Origin of the sequence: Shewanella metallivivens, from assembly GCF_028750675.1 — a bacterium.
Classification (GTDB): Bacteria; Pseudomonadota; Gammaproteobacteria; order Enterobacterales; family Shewanellaceae; genus Shewanella; species Shewanella metallivivens.
Map to the genome: position 1 here is coordinate 76266 of NZ_JAQQPZ010000005.1, position 20431 is coordinate 96696.

Here is a 20431-nt window from a genome sequence, read left to right on the forward strand (position 1 = left end):
TTCTCCTTCATTAACAAAATAAAAAGACCTAGACAGTATGCCTAGGTCTTTTCTGTTTCACTAATTTAACTGACTAAAGCGAATTGAGGTTAACTTAATTCGCTATCAATTAATTACTCAACTACAGGATACTCAATGTCAGCATCCGCTTTAAGCGTAGCAATCACAGCACGGTAATCCGCTTCACTGTTTTGAGGTGATAAGCGTTGCTTAAGGGTATTAATTAAGTTGTCGTTAATGCCTTGAGCTTCATTCACTTTATCAACCACAATCACTGCGTAACCCGTTGCTAGAGCTGCGGTATCAATTGATACACTGTTTTCAGCAGGTGCAGCAATCTTAAAGGCCTTGTTAGTGATGGCTTGGTCAATATCTTGATTAAAACGACCTAAACCCGGTAATGAAGTTAATGTTGCGCCGGTTAATGTCTCGTTACCCGCTTTTAACTGAGCCATAAACTCTGCCGCATTTTCTCGTGCAGTTTCGTTAGCTTTATCTTGTTTTAAGCGATCTACGATAGCCGTTTTAACGTCCGTAAATGGTTGCGTTCCTGCCATATTGTGTTGCTTAACGCGAATAACAACCACATGGTTTGGCGCTAACTCAATCACATCACTGTTCATGCCACTGGCCAATACTTGGTCAGAGAATGCTGCTTTAATAAATTCAGGATTATTGAATTTAGCTGGCACATTATCACGCGAGAACAGCGCTGTAGTTTGCACTTTAGCACCGACCGCTTGCGCAGTATCAATTAAGGTATCTGGGATCTCGTAGCTGGTGTCAGCAAGTTTGCTTTGTAGACCATAAAATACGTCTAACGCTTGCTTCTCTTGAAGCTGAGCAACAATTTTAGCTTTAACATCATCAAACGCTGTCGCTTGGCTTGCTTGCACGTCAAGTAACTTAATGATGTGATAACCAAACTCAGTTTTAACAACCGGTGAAACTTGGTCTTGTTGTAGTGCAAATAATGCTTCATCAAACGCAGGATCCATCACACCTTGTTCAAACCAGTCTAATTGACCGCCTTGTTCAGCACTTAACTGGTCATCAGAGTCGGTCTTAGCCACTTCAGCGTAATCTTCACCCTGATTTAGCTTAGCAACAATGGCATCAGCCTTAGCTTTATCTGCGCTATCATCGTCAGTAGCCGCAACAAAAATATGGGCAGCTAAGCGCTTTTCAGGCGTTTGGTATTGTGATTTGTGCTCGTCATAATACGCTTGCACTTCTTCGTCTGTGGTTTGGCTATTTTTAGCCATATCAGCAGCGTTAAGTTCAACATACTCTACGCTAACTTGTTCAGGGCTCATAAATTGAGCTAAGTTAGCATCATAATAAGTTTTAGCTTCTTCATCAGACACTGAAACACTTGATAAGTACGGTGTAGAATCGACCACTAAATAACGAATATCACGGGTTTGACCTTGTACTTGGGCAAGTTGTTTTGCTTCACCGTCTAATACAAACTCGCTGCCTACAAGCGCATTTAATAGCTGGCGACGAGTCATGTCAACGCGCATCATGTTTCTAAAGCTGGTAGTTTGATAACCTAATTGACGAAGTACCGCTAAGTAACGCTCGTTATCAAATTTACCATCAGTTTGAAATGCAGGTTCTTCGATAATGGCTTTTTTAATTTGGTCATCAGAAACACGTAACCCTAATTTGGCTGCAGCTTGATCAATTAACTTGTCGGCCACTAAACGGTCTAAAACACCTTGCTTAATGCCATTCATGTAATTGTCATCTGCGGCTAATGTGTTAAACATGTCACCGAGTTGCTGCTCAATGCGTGAGCGCTCATTTTGGAAAGCGTTTTCCAACTCACTAGCGCTGATTTCTTCACCATTAACGATGGCAGCAGGAACGCCCGTGTTAGAGCCTAAATAGCTACTCACACCGGCAAAAGCAAAAGAAAGTATCACAAGCACAAGAATTGTTTTAGCAACAACTCCTTGTGATCCTTCACGGATTTTTTCTAACATCTGAATTCTCGCTTGTTGCGATTAATAAAATAAAAAGGCGCATCACCTTGTGGATGCGCCTTAATGTAAATTATATGGAGTTATCAGACGCTACCACGGGTATGACCCAATACTCCCAATATTTATTATGCCTCGCATAACAATATTGCTTTTCGTAAAAAGCACCGCATAAGCAGTGCTTGTATTACGAATGCCTTACAAAGGCTACGTTGATAACGATTAGTTAACAGCGTCTTTTAGCGCTTTGCCAGCTTTGAACGCAGGAATATTCGCAGCAGCAATTTTAATTTCTTTACCCGTCTGTGGGTTACGGCCAGTACGCTCAGCACGTTGACGTACTTCAAATGTACCAAAACCAACTAGAGAAATCTTATCGCCTTCTTTAAGACCTTCAGTAACAGCAGCGATAAAAGAATCTAGTGCACGGCCAGCAGCAGCTTTAGAAATATCAGCACCAGATGCGATTTTCTCGATTAGTTCAGATTTGTTCATGTCATCCCCTTGAATGTTATTGTCGCGCCGCAACCAAATCCGTGTTTAGAGCGGTCTGCGGAGGCTTTATTTTAATAAGCTTGATAACACATCAAACTTAGTATGAAAACCAAAAAAATGAAATTGGATACAGCTCAAAGTCAGATGCCCCAAGGGCTTGGTGCACTTGACTCTCCACAGACCTAGGCTACCACAGGTCAGCGTTTTGTTAAGCCCCTTTTTTCATTTTTTTTATGCTCTACAGCAATTTTTTAACCAATAAGCTATTTTTTAACCACTTCGAAGCCTTCAACTGGTCGTTCAAGCGCCAATTTCAAGACTTCATCGACCCAACGCACAGGATGAATGGTTAAATCAGCAATCACATTTGCAGGAATCTCTTCCAAATCACGTTCATTTTCTTTAGGAATCAACACGTGTTTAATTCCACCGCGATGTGCAGCGAGTAATTTTTCTTTTAAACCACCAATTGGAAGTACTTCACCACGCAGGGTTATTTCACCTGTCATGGCCACATCACTACGCACAGGATTACCCGTTAAACTTGATACTAGTGCAGTACACATTGCCGCACCGGCTGAAGGGCCGTCTTTTGGGGTTGCACCTTCAGGTACGTGCACATGAATATCGCGTTTTTCATAAAAATCGTTATTAATGCCAAGATTTTCAGCGCGAGCCCGCACAACCGTCATCGCAGCTTGAATCGACTCTTTCATGACATCGCCGAGCGAACCGGTATAGGTTAACTTACCTTTACCGGCGACAGAGGTGGCTTCGATTGTTAATAAATCACCGCCAACCTGAGTCCAAGCAAGCCCGGTTACCTGGCCAATTTGGTTACTCGATTCTGCTTTACCAAAGTCAAAACGCTGCACACCTAAGAATGACTTAAGGTTGTCCTGATTAACGTCAACCACTTTAACGGTTTTGTCTAATAAGATTTGCTTAACCACTTTACGGCATATTTTCGAGAGTTCACGTTCTAATGAACGCACACCCGCTTCTCGGGTGTAATAACGAATAATACCTAAAATAGCACTGTCATCGACCTTGATCTCTTTCGCTTTAAGGCCATTACGTTCAACTTGTTTTGGCAATAAATGCTGTTTTGCAATGTTAAGTTTTTCGTCTTCGGTGTATCCCGATAAGCGGATCACTTCCATACGATCAAGTAAGGGACCTGGAATATCCATTGAGTTTGACGTTGCCACGAACATCACATCAGATAAATCGTAATCGACTTCTAAGTAATGGTCGTTAAAGGTCGCATTTTGCTCTGGATCAAGCACTTCTAATAATGCCGACGATGGGTCGCCACGCATGTCAGAACTCATTTTATCGATTTCATCGAGTAAGAATAGTGGGTTTTTAACCCCAACTTTAGACATCTTTTGGATGACTTTACCCGGCATAGAACCGATATAAGTACGGCGATGACCACGAATTTCTGCTTCATCACGTACGCCGCCGAGTGCAACACGTACATACTTACGCCCAGTGGCTTTTGCTATCGACTGACCAAGCGATGTTTTACCGACACCTGGTGGTCCTACTAAACACAAGATTGGGCCTTTAAGTTGTTTAACTCGGCTTTGTACCGCTAAATACTCAAGAATGCGCTCTTTGACTTTTTCAAGACCATGGTGGTCAGTGTCGAGCACTTCTTGCGCTTTGGCTAGGTCACGCTTAATTTTAGAGCGTTGCTTCCAAGGCACTGATGTCATCCAATCTACATAACTACGTACTACCGTGGCTTCTGCTGACATTGGTGACATCATTTTTAGTTTATTCAATTCAGCACTGGCTTTTTCTTTTGCGTCTGCGGGCATGCCAGCTTCTTCAATTTTACGCGCCAATACTTCAAATTCATCGTGGCTTTCATCAATATCGCCCAATTCTTTTTGAATCGCTTTCATTTGCTCATTCAAATAGTATTCGCGTTGACTTTTTTCCATCTGCTTTTTAACGCGGGTACGGATACGTTTTTCAACTTGCAATAAGTCAATTTCCGATTCCATCATCGCCATTAAATATTCAAGACGCTCACCGACGTTGATCATTTCTAATACCGATTGCTTGTCTTCAAGCTTTAACGGCATGTGCGCGGCCATGGTGTCGGCTAAACGCGCGGCTTCATCAATACCCGACAATGAAGTCAGCACCTCTGGCGGGATTTTTTTATTAAGTTTGATATAGCCTTCAAATTGGCCAATAGCACTGCGAACTAATACTTCTTCTTCCTTGTCGCTTAATGCTTGCGATTCAAGGTATTCGGCAGTGGCTGCGAAGAACTCTTCTTCTTGAGTGTAGCGGGTAACTTTTGCACGCTGGCCACCTTCAACGAGTACTTTTACCGTGCCGTCAGGTAGTTTTAATAGCTGCAAAATGGACGCTACGGTGCCAATATCAAAAATATCGTCTTTGGTTGGCTCGTCTAAATCAGCATCACGCTGAGCAACCAATAAAATTTGTTTGTCTTGTTCCATTGCCGATTCTAGGCAACGAATGGATTTTTCCCGTCCTACGAATAGCGGAATTACCATATGCGGATAAACCACCACATCTCGCAGTGGTAATACGGGGAGTTCGATATGCGCTTCACGCTTTTGGGTCATGGCTCGATTCCGTTTAATGAAATAGACTAATACTGAGTATATTGGGGTGTTGTTGTCAGTTTCAATGGTCAATACGAAAAAAGGAGCCCAATGGACTCCTTATTTTTCAGTTTATTAGCTTTTAGAACAATTATTGTTCGCCAGAAGCTGCCTGAGTGTCGGTGTTTTCATAAATTAAGATAGGGGCTGACTCACCTTTAACCACAGACTCATCAATGACCGCTTTAATAACCCCATCGGTAGATGGAATATCGTACATGGTATCAAGCAAGATGCTTTCAACAATTGAACGTAATCCACGCGCACCAGTTTTACGTGACATCGCTTTATGAGCAATGGCTTGTAATGCATCTTCGCGGAACTCAAGTTCTACGTTTTCCATTTCAAACAACGCGCCATACTGCTTAGTCAACGCATTTTTAGGCTCAGATAAAATCTGTACAAGTGCTGCTTCATCTAACTCTGTTAGCGTCGCAACAACAGGTAAACGACCAATAAATTCAGGGATCAAACCAAATTTAACTAAATCGCTAGGTTCTACTTGGCCTAAAATCTGAGAAATCGTTGCTTTATCAGCTTCGCCTTTTACTTCTGCACCAAAGCCAATACCTGTACCAGTGTGAGCGCGTTGCTCAATCACTTTTTCAAGCCCTGCGAAAGCTCCGCCACAAATAAACAGAATTTTGGAGGTATCAACCTGTAAAAACTCTTGTTGTGGGTGTTTACGGCCGCCTTGAGGTGGCACAGAAGCGACAGTGCCTTCAATCAACTTAAGCAAAGCTTGCTGTACGCCTTCACCAGATACGTCTCGAGTGATCGATGGATTGTCTGATTTACGGCTAATTTTGTCGATTTCATCGATATAAACGATGCCACGCTCCGCTTTCTCAACGTCATAATCACATTTTTGCAGTAGCTTTTGGATGATGTTTTCTACATCTTCTCCAACATAACCCGCTTCAGTTAATGTGGTTGCATCGGCCATGGTAAATGGCACGTTAAGTGAACGTGCTAAGGTTTCAGCCAGCAAGGTTTTACCGCTACCGGTTGGACCAATGAGCAAAATGTTACTTTTACCTAGCTCTACACCATCTTTGACCGCGCCATTACGTAAGCGTTTATAGTGATTGTATACCGCAACTGCCAATACTTTCTTAGCTTGGTCTTGACCAATGACGTAGTCGTCTAAATGCTGGCGTAGCTCATGTGGTGTCGGCAATTTATCTTCATCACGCTTAGGTGAAATCTCTTTGATTTCTTCTCGGATGATGTCATTACATAAATCAACACATTCATCGCACACGTATACCGATGGGCCAGCAATCAGTTTTCTCACTTCATGCTGACTTTTTCCGCAAAAAGAGCAGTACAGCAATTTGCCGCTGTCACCGTTATTTTTGTTATCGCCCATTATTCTACCTCTGGTTGCAGCCTAGACCTTACATCTGAGCTCTGCTTGTCGATATGCATACTGACTGTATATCTGGATTATTCATTCATTAATATGAAGAATAACCCAGTCACAGCAAAAAATCAGCCTGTATTAACTGCGGGTTGTTAAAACTGAATCTACTAGACCGTATTCAACCGCTTGTGGTGCACTCATAAAGTTGTCACGATCTGTGTCTCGTTCTACCACTTCAAGCGGTTGGCCTGTGTGCTCAGCTAACATTTGGTTTAACTTATTTTTAATACCTAAAATTTCTTGGGCATGAATAGCGATATCAGATGCCTGTCCCTGAAAACCACCTAGTGGTTGGTGGATCATCACGCGTGAGTTAGGTAAACAGTGACGCTTTCCTTTTGCTCCACCAGCTAATAAAAATGCGCCCATGCTTGCCGCTTGGCCAATACATACTGTACTAACATTTGGCTTAATGAATTGCATGGTGTCATAAATTGCCATACCTGCTGTGACCGATCCTCCAGGTGAATTGATATAAAGGTAGATGTCTTTATCTGGACTTTCCGACTCTAAGAATAGTAATTGGGCCACAATGAGGTTAGCCATATGTTCTTCAACTTGGCCAACTAAAAAAATAACACGCTCTTTTAATAAACGAGAGTAAATATCATAAGAACGTTCACCTTTCGCTGTTTGTTCAACAACCATAGGTACAAGCGCATTGAGTACTGATTCTGGTGCTTTATGCATTATTCATTTCCCTAAAATAAAAATGGCCCGCATGAGGAACCTCATACGAGCCATTATAAATGGCGAACGCCTTGTTAAGTCAAGCTTAGCTTACGCTTTGCCTGTAGCCTTGTTCATAAATTCTTCAAAAGCAACTTCTTTTTTAGTTACTTGAGCAGATTTTAGCAGGGCTTCAACAGCTTGCTCTTCAAGCGCTACATTGCGCATGTTTTGCATAAGTTCTTTGTTTGAGTTGTAGTACGCTACAACTTCAGATGGATCTTCATACGCAGAAGCCATAGATTCGATCAATGCGTTGACACGATCATCTTCAGCTTTTAGCTCGTTAGTTTTGATCACTTCGCCTAATAGCAAACCAATCTTAACGCGACGTTCTGCTTGCTCAGTGAATAATTCAGCTGGAAGCTCAGGCATGTTTTCTGTTTGACCACCAAAACGTTGCATAGCTTGCTGACGTAACACGTCAACTTCGCCATCAACCAATGCTTTAGGGATCGCAATTTCGTTAGCGGCTAATAAACCAGTAATCACTTGCTCTTTTACGTTCGCTTTAAGCGCTTGCTCTAGCTCACGAGTCATGTTCTTACGGATTTCAGCTTTAAGCGCTTCTAAACCGCCTTCCGCAATACCGAATAGTGAAGCAAATTCGTCATTCACTTCCGGTAAGCTGGCACCTTGAACTTCAGTTAAGGTAATCGCGAATTTAGCCGCTTTACCTTTTAAGTTTTCAGCGTGGTAGTCTTCAGGGAATGACACTTCGATATCGAAAGTTTCACCGGCTTTGTGACCAACAACACCCGTTTCAAAACCAGGGATCATGCGGTTTGAACCGATTTGAAGTTCGAAATCGTCAGCTTTGCCGCCTTCAAACTCTTCACCGTCGATAGAACCAACAAAGTTCATTTTAACTTTGTCGCCATCAGCAGCTTCACGTTCAACAACGGCATAAGTTGCGTGTTGTTTACGTAATGTTTCAATCATGGTATCAACGTCTGCTTCGTTTACTTCAGCGTGTGGCTGTTCAACGGCAATAGTGTCTAGTCCCGTTAATGCAACTTCTGGATAAACTTCAAACGTAGCAACGAATTCAAACGTATCACCTTCCGTTGTACCAGGCGTAAATACTGGTGCACCTGCTGGGTTTAATTTTTCAGCTACGATTGCTTCAATAAAGTTACGCTGCATCACTTCACCAGTGATGTCTTGACGAATGGCTTTACCATAGCGCTTGTTGATTTCAGAGACTGGTACTTTACCAGGGCGGAAACCTGGAAGACGTGCACGCTTTGCTTCGCGTAATACGTTGTCTTTAACCAATTTCTCGATTTGCTCAGCAGGTACAGAAATAGTTAGGCGACGCTCTAGGCCTTGAGTTGTTTCAACAGAAACTTGCATTGTTTTACCTCGAAATATGTCTAACGTTCTTTGTAATAGTCGACAACTCAACTATTTGATATTCGTTTCTTGACCGTGTGTTTAGCTAAGGCCGCCAGCACAGCGATATTAATGATGCTGAAGACGCTGTTGGTTCAGGTAGCTTATTTTTGATATTTATCAAGACGCGACATTATAGCCACCGTTTTTCGCATAGTCGAGCCTGAAAAGGTCGATTTAGGCGATAAAAGGGCCGACTTTGAGCCATTTTGACGTGTTTGCACGTTTAATGTGCTAATTGTTTTATGAGGTGGTCGATGAAATATTTAACACGAAGGTTTCTTTGATGACGATTATCACACTCTGGCTTAGCTACCGCCTAGAGTTTGGCTTAATCAAAGAAAAATGGGGTGACTGATGGGGCTCGAACCCACGACAACCGGAATCACAATCCGGGACTCTACCAACTGAGCTACAATCACCACTGAAATGGTACGCCCGGCAGGGCTCGAACCTGCGACCACCCGCTTAGAAGGCGGGTGCTCTATCCAACTGAGCTACGGGCGCATGGCACAGCAATTTGCTGTTTCCTGTCTGGCAAAACAAGCTTAACACTTGTTTGATTATTTGTTTAGTTAACACATAAACAAATAATTGAATTTGGTCGGTGATAGAGGATTCGAACCTCTGACCCTCTGCTCCCAAAGCAGATGCGCTACCGGGCTGCGCTAATCACCGAGTTTATCTATTCTCAAAGATACCAGCACAATGAAGTAAGCATCTTGTCTCGAGAACGGAGCGCATCTTAACGAGTCACTTTGTTATCGTCAACGATTTTTTTGAGCTAATTGTCTATATGTTGAATTTAACAGCAAAAAGAGTGATTAGCATCATAGCGCGAATAGTTTATTCACTGTATTTCCTTGTCTAGCAAATGACACTCTTTTAATCGCCTGTTAGAATAGCCCCGATTTTCACACTAGCCTCAACCTGCGCCATTCAAAGGAAACCCTACAGCCATGACTGCTCAACTTATTGACGGTAAAGCCATTGCACAATCTATTCGCAGTACCCTTAAACAAAAAGTCGCCGCACGAAAAGAAGCAGGTCTTCGGGCACCTGGGCTCGCGGTTATTTTGGTGGGTAGCGATGCTGCATCACAGGTCTATGTGGGTAGTAAGCGCCGTGCTTGTGAAGAAGTCGGTTTTGAATCGCAATCATTTGACCTTGATGCATCAACATCAGAAGCAGAGTTGCTGGCATTAATTGACCAGTGTAATGATAACCCTGCAATCGATGGCATTTTAGTTCAGTTGCCACTACCTGGGCATATTGATGACTCAAAAGTCATCGAACGTATTCGCCCAGACAAAGATGTAGATGGATTTCACCCATATAATGTAGGCCGTTTAGCACAACGTATCCCCGTGCTACGCTCATGTACACCCATGGGCATCATGACATTGATCAAATCTACTGGTGTCGATACGTATGGATTAGACGCTACGGTTGTTGGTGCTTCTAACATTGTTGGTCGCCCGATGACATTAGAACTGTTATTAGCCGGATGTACTACAACGACATGTCATCGTTTTACTAAAAACTTAGAGCAAAAAGTGCGTCAGGCGGATTTATTAGTTGTTGCGGTAGGCAAGCCTGGATTTATTCCTGGTGAGTGGATTAAACCAGGTGCAATTGTCATTGATGTTGGCATTAATCGTTTAGCCGATGGCCGCTTAGTTGGTGATGTTGAATATGACGTGGCTGCGCAAAATGCGGCCTTTATTACACCTGTGCCTGGCGGCGTAGGCCCTATGACGATTGCGAGCTTATTAGAAAATACCTTGTATGCTTGCGAGAAATACCATAGTTAAGTTCCCCAGATGAGTTTAGCGATAAGCGAAACCGATAAACAAAAAAGCCTGCAAAAACTGCAGGCTTTTTGTTTATGACTCTCTCGAACTATTTTTTACGCCACGTGGTGCCGCTTGGGCCATCTTCTAAAATCACCCCAAGTTCATTAAGACGATTTCGGGCGACATCAGCTGCTGGCCAATCTTTTTCAGTACGAGCTCGATTGCGTTCAACAATGAGAGCCTCAATTTCAGCCACTTCATCATCTGTGCCCTCACCCTTAAAGAACGCATCAGGTGTTTGACTCACAAGACCTAATACATCTGTTAATTGTTTGAGACTGACACCAAGCGCTGATGCTGCAGCCATATCAGTCAATTTAAGGCGATTAATTTCTCTAACCATATCAAATAACACTGAGTAAGCTTCTGGTGTATTAAAATCATCATCCATCGCTTGCTTAAACTTAGTGACATAGTGTTCAGCATCGGCTGGGGCAACGGTTAAATCTAAATCTTTAAGCGCGGTATATAAACGCTCTAGTGCAGCACGAGCTTGCTTTAAATTATCTTCTGAATAATTTAACTGGCTGCGATAATGGCCTGACAATAGAAAGTAACGCACAGTTTCTGGGTCATAATGCTCAAGTACATCGCGAATAGTAAAGAAATTGCCTAACGATTTGGACATTTTCTCACGATCAACCATCACCATACCAGAATGCATCCAGTAGTTAACATACGGCGTATCATGGGCACAGCAAGACTGAGCAATTTCGTTTTCATGATGTGGGAACTGTAAATCACTGCCACCACCATGAATATCAAAATGTACACCTAGATGTTTGCTATTCATCGCTGAACATTCAATATGCCAACCTGGACGGCCAGGGCCCCATGGAGATTCCCAAGTAGGTTCTCCAGGCTTAGACATTTTCCACAACACAAAATCCATTGGGTTTTGTTTGTTTTGATCAACTTCAACACGAGCACCAGCTTGTAATTGATCTAGGTTTTGCCCTGATAAACGACCATAATCTTTGTAAGAAGCAACACTAAAGAGCACATCACCATCAGCAGCAACATAGGCATGACCACGGTCAAGCAGCAATTGCACCATGTCGATAATTTCCGCAATATGCAGTGTTGCACGAGGTTCAAAATCTGGGCGAAGCATATTTAATGCATCAAAGTCGCGGTGCATCTCAGCGGTTAAACGCTCTGTAAGGGCTTCACATGATTCGTTATTTTCAGCGGCGCGCTTAATAATTTTGTCGTCAACGTCAGTAATATTGCGTTGAAAATTAACGTCATAACCAATGTAACGTAAATAACGGACTATCATGTCAAACGATACAAAAGTACGCCCGTGACCAATATGACACAAATCGTAAATTGTCACGCCACACACGTACATGCCAATTTTGCCAGGGGTTATTGGTTTAAACACTTGTTTTTCACGACTAATACTATTGTAAATCTTCAACATCGAAAGTTCTCTTTTACACTAATTTATAACGGTAAATGTTATCGGTGAGTCTACCATGATGTCACCCGTTTTGAACACTGCACTTTATGCCGCAACGAAGATAAGTTAGAATCGCGCAAATTATTTTTTCTAGGTGAATATTAATGGTTACTTTACACACAAATTTTGGCGACATTACATTGCAACTTGACGCTGAAAAAGCCCCTTTAACGGTGGCTAACTTCATGAAGTATGTCGAAGACGGTTTTTATGACAACACTATCTTCCACCGGGTTATCGACGGTTTCATGATCCAAGGGGGTGGTTTTACCGAAGACATGGGGCAAAAGCGTAGTAACGAAGCAGTGAAAAACGAAGCAAACAACGGCTTATCAAACCGCAAAGGCACCATTGCGATGGCGCGTACTTCTGATCCGCACTCTGCAACCGCTCAGTTTTTCATTAACATCAACGATAACACTTTCCTTGATTTTAAATCAGAAACAAGCCAAGGCTGGGGTTACTGTGTATTTGGTGAAGTCGTTGAAGGTATAGATGTTGTTGAAAAAATTAAAGCCGTTGCTACAGGCAACCGTGGCATGCATCAAGATGTGCCATTAGAAGCTGTTGTTATCAACAACGTTAGTGTAAAAGCATAATTTTGCGTCGCACTGTCTTTGTGGGCGATTTGCATTTAAGTGCAGATCGCCCAGATATCACCCAAGCTTTTATAGACTTTCTCACAAACGGTCTAGACGATGCCGAAGCGCTCTATATTATTGGTGATTTATTTGAAGTGTGGATGGGCGATGATATTGCAGAGCCATTTACCAATGATATTGCCAAAGCGATAAAAGTCGTTTCCACAAAAATGCCGGTGTATTTTATTCATGGAAATCGTGACTTTATGATCGGTCGCGTTTTTTGCAAACGAGCAGGCATGCAAATTTTGCCTGAAGTACACTGTATTGATTTATATGGCACGCGCACAGTGATTTTACACGGTGACAGTTTATGCACCTTAGATGAAGCTTATCAGCGTTTTAGGCGTTTTCGTAGCATTGCGGTGGTAAGGTGGATATACGCACATATACTGCCTAAACAAACCCGCTTAAATATTGCAGCAAAAATTAGACAAAAAAGTGTCCAAGGTAATCAGCTAAAGCACTATGAAATCATGGATGTTGAACCAACAGCTGTCGATGAACTCCTCGCTAAAACTAACTGCCAACGTATGATCCATGGTCATACCCACCGCCCTGATATTCATCAACTTAGCGACAATAAACAACGTGTCGTTGTGGGTGATTGGTACACCCAAGGCAGTGTATTATCCGTTACACCACAAGGTTGTGAGCTTGAACAGAGGCCTTTTTTAGAAACCTAGCGTTGTAAATACTACCGTGTATCTACATTTGGACTCTACACTGGAGTCCCGCTGTGAAAGCGAAACTCATTATCTTCAGACAATATCAATGCCGCTTCTTGTTGCCTGAAATAGGCAATTCTGTCACTAATATCGTCACCAGCTACATCTTGTGCTAAAGCTAGATAATCTTGATAATGACGAGCTTCAGAACGCAGTAAAGACACATAAAACTTCGTGAGTTCATCATCTAAATGTGGTGCTAATTTGGCAAAGCGTTCACATGAGCGCGCTTCGATAAATGCACCAATAATCAATTTATCGATAATTGTTAATGGCTCATGAGTACGAACATGACTCATTAATTGCTTAGCATATCGCCCAGCTCTCATATTACTGTATTCAATCCCGCGCACGGTCATGATTTGCAAGACTTGCTCAAAGTGATGAAACTCTTCTTTAATCAACCGTACCATTTTAGTCATTAAGTCTGCACTAATGGATAAAGACTGACTGGCAACAAGCTCGCTTGTGATGTCATTTTTCTTGACGTCTCGATTTAAAAAAGCGTTAACATCCCGTTCTTTGCTATATACAAATGTTTCATAAGGCTTAGCCCAAGCTAATAAAATTGCTGCACTCGATTTATCTATTGCGTACTTGCGGATCATCATCATCGCAGTTTGAGCCGCTTTGAGCTCACAATTACAATGATCAATTAATAATGCATTCAGTTGTGCTGGCTGCTTGGCAAAATTGACCCAGGCATCTGGTGTTTCACAACCTAAAAATTGATTAATTGGTTCAAGTAATTGCTGCATTTGCTTAAAGACCCTTTATAAAATAGCTATGGTTATTTTACCGTTTGACTGATCTTTTCTAAAGCTCAAACGTAATACAACTTGACGAATTAACATTTATGTTCAATTAATGTTCAATACTCGGATAATGAATTCCAATATCTGATTATTGCGTGTCATCAAACGAAGTTTCAGGTTTGTGCTAAACTAAAAAAGTAAGATCAATCTCCTTTAAGCACCTCCTGTTGGGATGAGGTGAGCACTGAACAATAACTTGTTAGCAAGCAGTCTGTTAACAGTTGATTGCAAAGTACTGTGAACTGATGAAGGCGATTGATTAAAAGCTGTAGTCAGTTCGTCTGTTGTTTGGCGAGCTAGGTTGAGAAATGCTAAACAAGGATAATTATAATGGTACTGAATCACTTAATGGGGCTATACACCCATCCGAAACAAGAGTGGCAAACAATTGAAAAAAACCATGAAGCGCTGAAAAGTAGCTTAAGTCATGTATTACTTATCGCGCTCATTCCTGCTATATGCTCTTATTTTGCTACCGCTCACATTGGTTGGCATCCAGGCGCTGGTGAATTGCTATTTTTAACGCCTAAAAGCGCCATGTTTATGTCGATTGGCATGTACTTTGGCCTAATATTTGGGGTGTTGGCATTGGCTTACTTAGCATATTGGATGGGCAAGACCTTTGATGCTGATCCAACTTACACTCAAGCATTAGAACTGGCTGCTTATACCGCAACACCTTTATTTATGGTCGGATTAGCCGCGTTATACCCTGTATTGTGGTTTATTATGGTCGTGGGGTTAATTGGCTTAACCTATTCGGTCTATCTTCTTTACGCAGGTGTCCCCATCATTATGAACATACCTGAAGAAAAAGGCTTTATTTACGCCAGTTCGGTTGTTACGGCGGGCTTGGTGTTATTAGTGGCACTGATGGCAAGCAGTGTTATTCTATGGAGCGTTGGCTTTGGCCCTATGTTACAGTAATATTTAGACAACAAAAAAAGGCGCTTAGAGCGCCTTTTTTGTTGTCTTATTTAACCGTAAACACTAAGAAAAAGTATCACGTAGTGGTACGGTTAAATTAAAGACTAAGTGATCAGCAGTAGAATCTTTGTTGTCAGCACAGAAATAGCCCTCACGCTCAAACTGATAAGCTTTTTCAGCAGGAGCATTAGCCAAACTAGGCTCAACTAAACCTTGAACAACCACTAACGACTGTGGGTTAATCACTTCATCTACGGTTTCAAACGCCGCTGGGTTTTCATCCGTAAATAAACGGTCATATAAACGGAACTCAGCAGGTTTTGCTGTACTCGCTTCTACCCAATGGATAACGCCTTTGACTTTGCGACCATCTGCAGGGTTTTTACCTAAGGTATCGGCATCATAAGTACAGTAAATTGTAGTTACATTACCATCTGCATCTTTGTCACAGCGTTCAGCTTTAATGATGTAGGCATTACGTAAACGAACTTCTTTGCCTAAAACAAGACGTTTAAAGTGCTTATTGGCTTCTTCTTTGAAATCTTCAACATCAATAAATAATTCACGCCCAAAAGACAGCTCACGGGTACCCATAGCTTCATTATTTGGGTGCGATGGCGCGGTGATTGTTTCAGGTTGCATATTGGGGTAGTTTTCAATAACCACTTTTATAGGTCTTAACACTGCCATTGCGCGAGGGGCATGCTCATTTAACTCTTCACGAATACACGCATCTAACATGCCGACTTCAACCAAGTTTTCTTGCTTAGTGACACCGATGCGCAAACAAAATTCACGAATTGAAGCAGGTGTATAACCGCGACGACGTAAACCAGCAATAGTTGGCATACGTGGGTCATCCCAGCCGTCAACTAATTTGCGGGTCACTAAATCATTTAGCTTACGTTTTGACATCAATGTGTATTCAAGATTTAAACGTGAAAACTCATATTGACGAGTACGGTTTGGTGCTTGAAAATCATCTAAATGATCTAACACCCAGTCGTACAAACGGCGGTTATCTTGAAACTCTAATGTACAAATTGAGTGAGTAATGTTTTCAATCGCATCAGAAATACAATGGGTAAAATCGTACATCGGGTAAATACACCACTTGTCACCCGTTTGGTGGTGATGTGCGAAACGGATACGGTATATGACCGGATCACGCATACACATAAATGGTGATGCCATATCAATTTTGGCACGCAAAGCACATTCACCCTCTTTAAATTCACCTTTACGCATTTTTTCAAACAATGCGAGGTTTTCTTCAGGGGTAGTGTCACGGTAAGGACTATTTTTACCAGGCTCTTTTAATGTGCCACGGTACTCACGAGTTTGCTCGCTATTTAAAAAGCAAACATAAGCAAGTCCTTTGCCAATGAGCTCAACAGCATACTGATGCAATTGATCAAAGTAATTCGATGAATAACGTATATCGCCAGCCCATTCAAAGCCTAACCAACGCACATCTTCCTGAATAGACTTCACATAATTGATGTCTTCTTTTTCAGGGTTAGTATCATCAAAACGTAAATTACATTGACCTTGGTAATCTTTCGCAATGCCAAAATTTAAGCATATAGACTTAGCGTGTCCAATATGCAAAAAACCGTTAGGCTCTGGCGGGAAACGAGTATGAACATGGTTGTGCTTACCGCTACTTAGGTCTTCGTCTATGATATTACGAATGAAGTTACTAGGACGTACTTCGGTGTCCACATGACTCATGGAATTCCTCTTGGCACACAATGGCAATATGAATAAAAAACAGATGATCCTACAGATCTTCAGTAGTTACAACTACTAGTAACGAAAAAGTTAGTTAGATAAACAAAAAATGCCAAATTGCATAAAACAAACTCGTTCAGTGAGTGCATTTACTGCGAATATAAACAAAAACCCAGCAAATGCTGGGTTTTTGAATAATGGTTAAGAACCACAAGGATTATTCCGTGACAATGCGTATGCCGGGAATAATTTGTTGTGCTTGTCTGCCTTTTTTACTCAACCACATGTAGAAACCGACTAAGGCTACCGCAAAGAAGCCAATCCAACAGGCTGATTGTAGCGGGTGCGCGGAGAACGTCGCACCTTGATAAATCACCGTAGCTGAACCGTACGCTAAAGAAAAAGTCCAAACTGCGGCAAATCGCGCCCATTTAGCTCCAAACTCATTCACTAATGCGCCCATAGCAGCCACACAAGGGGTATATAATAAAATGAACAGTAGATAAGAGAAAGCGGCTAACTGACTCTTAAAGCCTGTTTGTAATGCGCTGAAAGTTGATGAGTCAACCGACAACTCAGCAGCCGCCTCGTCTAAATCTGTAATACTGGCAATGGCAATTGACAATGGGTCATCAGGCTCAATACCTAATAAGTTCGTTGGTATTGTGGCTAACCCAACTTTTACACTATCCCATATTGATAACATTTCTTCTTCGTCACCTTCGGCATTGCTGTACAAACTGTTTAACGTACCCACAACAGCTTCTTTGGCGAAAATACCGGTGATGATCCCCACTGTCGCTGCCCAGTTGTCTTGTTCAATACCCATTGGTGCAAATAATGGTGTAACTTGCTGACTTGCCACGCTCAGTAACGACTCTTTACTGTCTTCGTGACCAAAAGAGCCATCGGTACCAATTGCATTAACAAAGTTAAGCAGAGTCACAACAATAATAATGGTTTTACCGGCGCCTTTAATAAAACTTTTGGTACGTTTAGTGGTTCGAGAGAATACAGCTTTAGCTTTAGGCATTTCATAACTTGGCAGTTCCATTACCACAGCGCTACTTGTGCCAGGAAGTAACGTTTTACGCAATAACAAACCCGTACCAATCGCGGCAAAAATACCAATGATGTAAAGTAAGAATACTAAGTTTTGTCCTGACTGTGGGAAAAATGCTGCAGCAAATAATGCGTAAACAGGTAAACGTGCGCTGCATGACATAAAGGGTGCCATCATACCAGTCACAATACGTTCGCGTTCACTGCCTAGAGTTCTGGTCGCCATAATAGCGGGTACTGAACACCCAAAACCGACAATCATAGGGACAAATGCTTTACCCGGTAAACCAATGCGGCGCATTAGTCCGTCAACTACAAAGGCTGCACGGGCCATATAACCAGATGCTTCTAACACAGATAGTGCTAGGAATAATGCGGCTACAACTGGGATAAATGTCGCAACAGTTTGAATACCTTGCCCTACACCACCAGCTAAAATAGTCACCAACCAATCAGGAGAACCCATAGAAACCAGTAACGCTCCAAAGTGGTCAACAAATATCGCTCCAGCAGTAATATCGAAAAAGTCGATAAACGAGTTACCTACGTTGATACTGAATAAAAACATCAAGTACATAACGAAAAGGAACACAGGAACACCCAAAGCAGGATGTAGAACTAGATTGTCTAACCGGTCTGACACACTGATGTGCTTACCTTGATTAACTGCAGCTTCAAACGCTTGTTGCACAAAATCATAACGCGTAGTCGCAATCATGATTTCGATGTCATTACCATTTTGTTCGGCACGTTGAGCACACAGCTGTACGGTGTCATGCAGTTGTACTTCACTTGTACCGCAAGCATTGCCATGGCAATTGGCTAAAATAGATAATGCTTGGCCGCGACTTAATGTACCAAGGTCTTGATTGTCATTTTGAAGCTGTAGCGCTTTGATACTGGCTTCAATGTCCGCTGGGTATTGCAGCGCAAGAGGCTCAACAGTATTATCGCTTTGCAATAGGGTAAGAATTTTTGCTTGAACCTGTTCAACATCAGCTTGACGACGTGAACAAATTGCAATCACAGGGCAACCTAAACGCGTAGACATCTGGTCGACATCAATAGTGATCCCAAGCTTTTTAGCCGCATCAATTTTGTTGATCACCACAATAACAGGTATGCCTAACTCGCGTAGCTGTGTGGTTAGATAAAGATGACGCTCTACGTTTGTGGCATCAACTAAGTTAATAATCGCATCGACTTGTTGATTGGCTAAATAATTTTGTGCAATTTGTTCATCTAAAGAGCAGTCACAACTATTCCCTGCAGGAAGCAAATCATAAATACCCGGTAAATCGGTCAAAAATATATCGTTGCCTGAATAGCTAAATTTCCCGGTTTTTTTCTCGACGGTCACACCTGACCAATTCCCCACTTGCTGGCTTGAACCCGTTAAGGCATTAAAAAGGGTTGATTTACCGGCGTTAGGATTACCGACGGTGACGCAATGAAATTGTTTAGTCATTCGTTATTACTACCTCAATGATATCGGCTAAATCGCGACGCATGCATAACTTACTGCCACGTAAATCAAGTTCAACACCAGTACCCATTGGTGCTCGGCGGATAAAAGAAAAATGCGTGTTGGGAGTGATGCCCATCGATAACAACTTACGCTTTACGGTTTGAGGTAATGTTAATTGACCTATTTGAGAGATAATTGCGCGATCTCCAGCTTTGAGTTCACTCAGTTTCATGTAGCACTACCTTCAACAACATTAATAACGTCTGAAATTTTATATGAGCTTTGCAAGCTAAACTCGAATCTAGATCAAAGTTTAAGCTGCTAACGAGAATAGTTTTCACTTGTATTACACATTATGTGACAAATGCCCGATAGAATACAGTCCACAATGCAATTATTTTATATGTAGAGTTGTATTAACTAAAAAGTGACACTCGTTGCGAAGTCAGTAAACCAAAGTAACAATCATCAAACCATTGTTGGTTGATACAGGTATGTTGTCTTAACGTGCCCTCTTTCACAAAGCCGACGTTTTCAAGCACTTTACGTGACGCTAGATTTTCATCGCAACAAATTGCAATATATTTATGCATTTCAAATTGCAACGCCCCCCAGTCAATAACGGCGCGCAAACTCTCAGTTGCATAACCATTACCTTGCTGCTCGGGGGCAACCAGATAACCGACCTCAGCTCGCTTTAATGTTACATCGTCACACCTAAACCCGATCAACCCAACGAATTGTTGATTATCAAGACGCTCAATAACCAATGATAACCATTGACCACTTTCAAACTGATAGGGGCCAATACGTTGTTCAAAACACTTTTTCAAATTGGCTTCAGTATCTACAGAGCGAATATATTGCTGAACCCCCTCATCTAAATGTAGGCGTAAAAAATTGGGCCAATCAGCAGGGGTTAAATCCCGTAGTTGCAACCTGTCACTATAAAGTATGGTTTTCATCAGCGGCTCATTACTTTTAAACTAAACAGATAAAAAGGATAAAAAAATGGCAGCCTAAGCTGCCAATTAAACAGTCAATGTTT

16 protein-coding genes and 3 tRNA genes are annotated in these 20431 nt (G+C 42.0%); 4 read left to right on the top strand and 15 right to left on the bottom strand.

The window, feature by feature from the left end:
- Nucleotides 1-113 precede the first annotated feature (113 nt).
- From ppiD to PQR79_RS08475, 9 genes are all read right to left on the bottom strand, one after another.
- Nucleotides 114-1991 carry a peptidylprolyl isomerase gene (gene ppiD / locus PQR79_RS08435; RefSeq protein ID WP_238103319.1) on the bottom strand — a complete coding sequence of 626 codons (1878 nt, stop codon included), beginning with the start codon at nucleotides 1989-1991 and terminating at the stop codon, nucleotides 114-116.
- A 219-nt stretch (nucleotides 1992-2210) separates the two neighbouring features.
- On the bottom strand, nucleotides 2211-2483 hold the full coding sequence (gene hupB, locus PQR79_RS08440; protein ID WP_160053351.1) for a nucleoid-associated protein HU-beta: 273 nt from the start codon (nucleotides 2481-2483) through the stop codon (nucleotides 2211-2213).
- Nucleotides 2484-2746: 263 nt separating this feature from the next.
- Nucleotides 2747-5098, bottom strand: a complete 2352-nt coding sequence (gene lon / locus PQR79_RS08445) for an endopeptidase La (RefSeq protein ID WP_238103321.1) — start codon at nucleotides 5096-5098, stop codon at nucleotides 2747-2749.
- A gap of 130 nt (nucleotides 5099-5228) precedes the next feature.
- Nucleotides 5229-6509 carry an ATP-dependent protease ATP-binding subunit ClpX gene (clpX, locus tag PQR79_RS08450; protein ID WP_238103322.1) on the bottom strand — a complete coding sequence of 427 codons (1281 nt, stop codon included), beginning with the start codon at nucleotides 6507-6509 and terminating at the stop codon, nucleotides 5229-5231.
- Nucleotides 6510-6641: 132 nt separating this feature from the next.
- The gene (gene clpP, locus PQR79_RS08455; RefSeq protein WP_238103324.1) at nucleotides 6642-7253 is read right to left on the bottom strand and encodes an ATP-dependent Clp endopeptidase proteolytic subunit ClpP; all 612 of its coding nucleotides are present in this window, start codon (nucleotides 7251-7253) and stop codon (nucleotides 6642-6644) included.
- 90 nt (nucleotides 7254-7343) lie between these two features.
- Nucleotides 7344-8648 carry a trigger factor gene (tig, locus tag PQR79_RS08460; RefSeq protein ID WP_238103326.1) on the bottom strand — a complete coding sequence of 435 codons (1305 nt, stop codon included), beginning with the start codon at nucleotides 8646-8648 and terminating at the stop codon, nucleotides 7344-7346.
- A 385-nt stretch (nucleotides 8649-9033) separates the two neighbouring features.
- A tRNA-His gene (locus PQR79_RS08465) sits at nucleotides 9034-9109 on the bottom strand.
- Between the two features lie 8 nt (nucleotides 9110-9117).
- Nucleotides 9118-9194 (bottom strand) — tRNA-Arg (locus PQR79_RS08470).
- Nucleotides 9195-9288: 94 nt separating this feature from the next.
- Nucleotides 9289-9365, bottom strand: a tRNA-Pro gene (locus PQR79_RS08475).
- Between the two features lie 281 nt (nucleotides 9366-9646).
- Here PQR79_RS08475 and folD point away from each other — a divergent pair.
- The gene (gene folD / locus PQR79_RS08480) at nucleotides 9647-10501 is read left to right on the top strand and encodes a bifunctional methylenetetrahydrofolate dehydrogenase/methenyltetrahydrofolate cyclohydrolase FolD (RefSeq protein ID WP_238103328.1); all 855 of its coding nucleotides are present in this window, start codon (nucleotides 9647-9649) and stop codon (nucleotides 10499-10501) included.
- Nucleotides 10502-10589: 88 nt separating this feature from the next.
- Here the strand turns inward: folD and cysS are convergent, their stop codons facing one another.
- Entirely contained in the window at nucleotides 10590-11969 is a 1380-nt protein-coding gene (gene cysS, locus PQR79_RS08485) for a cysteine--tRNA ligase (protein ID WP_238103329.1), read from the bottom strand.
- Nucleotides 11970-12112: 143 nt separating this feature from the next.
- Between cysS and PQR79_RS08490 the strand changes: the two genes are divergently transcribed.
- Nucleotides 12113-12607, top strand: coding sequence for a peptidylprolyl isomerase (locus PQR79_RS08490; protein WP_238103330.1), 495 nt, complete (start codon nucleotides 12113-12115; stop codon nucleotides 12605-12607).
- 2 nt (nucleotides 12608-12609) lie between these two features.
- A complete protein-coding gene (locus PQR79_RS08495; protein ID WP_238103331.1) occupies nucleotides 12610-13335 on the top strand; it encodes a UDP-2,3-diacylglucosamine diphosphatase in 726 nt (241 codons plus the stop codon).
- A 35-nt stretch (nucleotides 13336-13370) separates the two neighbouring features.
- On the opposite strand, the gene miaE is transcribed toward PQR79_RS08495, so the two are convergent.
- Nucleotides 13371-14135, bottom strand: coding sequence for a tRNA isopentenyl-2-thiomethyl-A-37 hydroxylase MiaE (gene miaE / locus PQR79_RS08500; RefSeq protein ID WP_238103332.1), 765 nt, complete (start codon nucleotides 14133-14135; stop codon nucleotides 13371-13373).
- Nucleotides 14136-14522: 387 nt separating this feature from the next.
- Here miaE and PQR79_RS08505 point away from each other — a divergent pair, with 387 nt between their 5' ends.
- Nucleotides 14523-15119, top strand: coding sequence for a Yip1 family protein (locus PQR79_RS08505; protein WP_188919214.1), 597 nt, complete (start codon nucleotides 14523-14525; stop codon nucleotides 15117-15119).
- Between the two features lie 63 nt (nucleotides 15120-15182).
- On the opposite strand, the gene glnS is transcribed toward PQR79_RS08505, so the two are convergent.
- The 4 genes from glnS to PQR79_RS08525 form a co-directional block, all read right to left on the bottom strand.
- Nucleotides 15183-16853, bottom strand: coding sequence for a glutamine--tRNA ligase (glnS, locus tag PQR79_RS08510; protein ID WP_238103333.1), 1671 nt, complete (start codon nucleotides 16851-16853; stop codon nucleotides 15183-15185).
- A 217-nt stretch (nucleotides 16854-17070) separates the two neighbouring features.
- The gene (feoB, locus tag PQR79_RS08515) at nucleotides 17071-19383 is read right to left on the bottom strand and encodes a Fe(2+) transporter permease subunit FeoB (protein WP_238103334.1); all 2313 of its coding nucleotides are present in this window, start codon (nucleotides 19381-19383) and stop codon (nucleotides 17071-17073) included.
- Nucleotides 19376-19615: a FeoA family protein gene (locus tag PQR79_RS08520; protein ID WP_238103335.1), complete on the bottom strand. Its 240-nt coding sequence runs from the start codon at nucleotides 19613-19615 to the stop codon at nucleotides 19376-19378. Before PQR79_RS08520 ends, feoB begins: the two co-directional genes overlap by 8 nt.
- A gap of 184 nt (nucleotides 19616-19799) precedes the next feature.
- Entirely contained in the window at nucleotides 19800-20348 is a 549-nt protein-coding gene (locus PQR79_RS08525; protein ID WP_238103336.1) for a GNAT family N-acetyltransferase, read from the bottom strand.
- Between the last annotated feature and the right edge of the window lie 83 nt (nucleotides 20349-20431).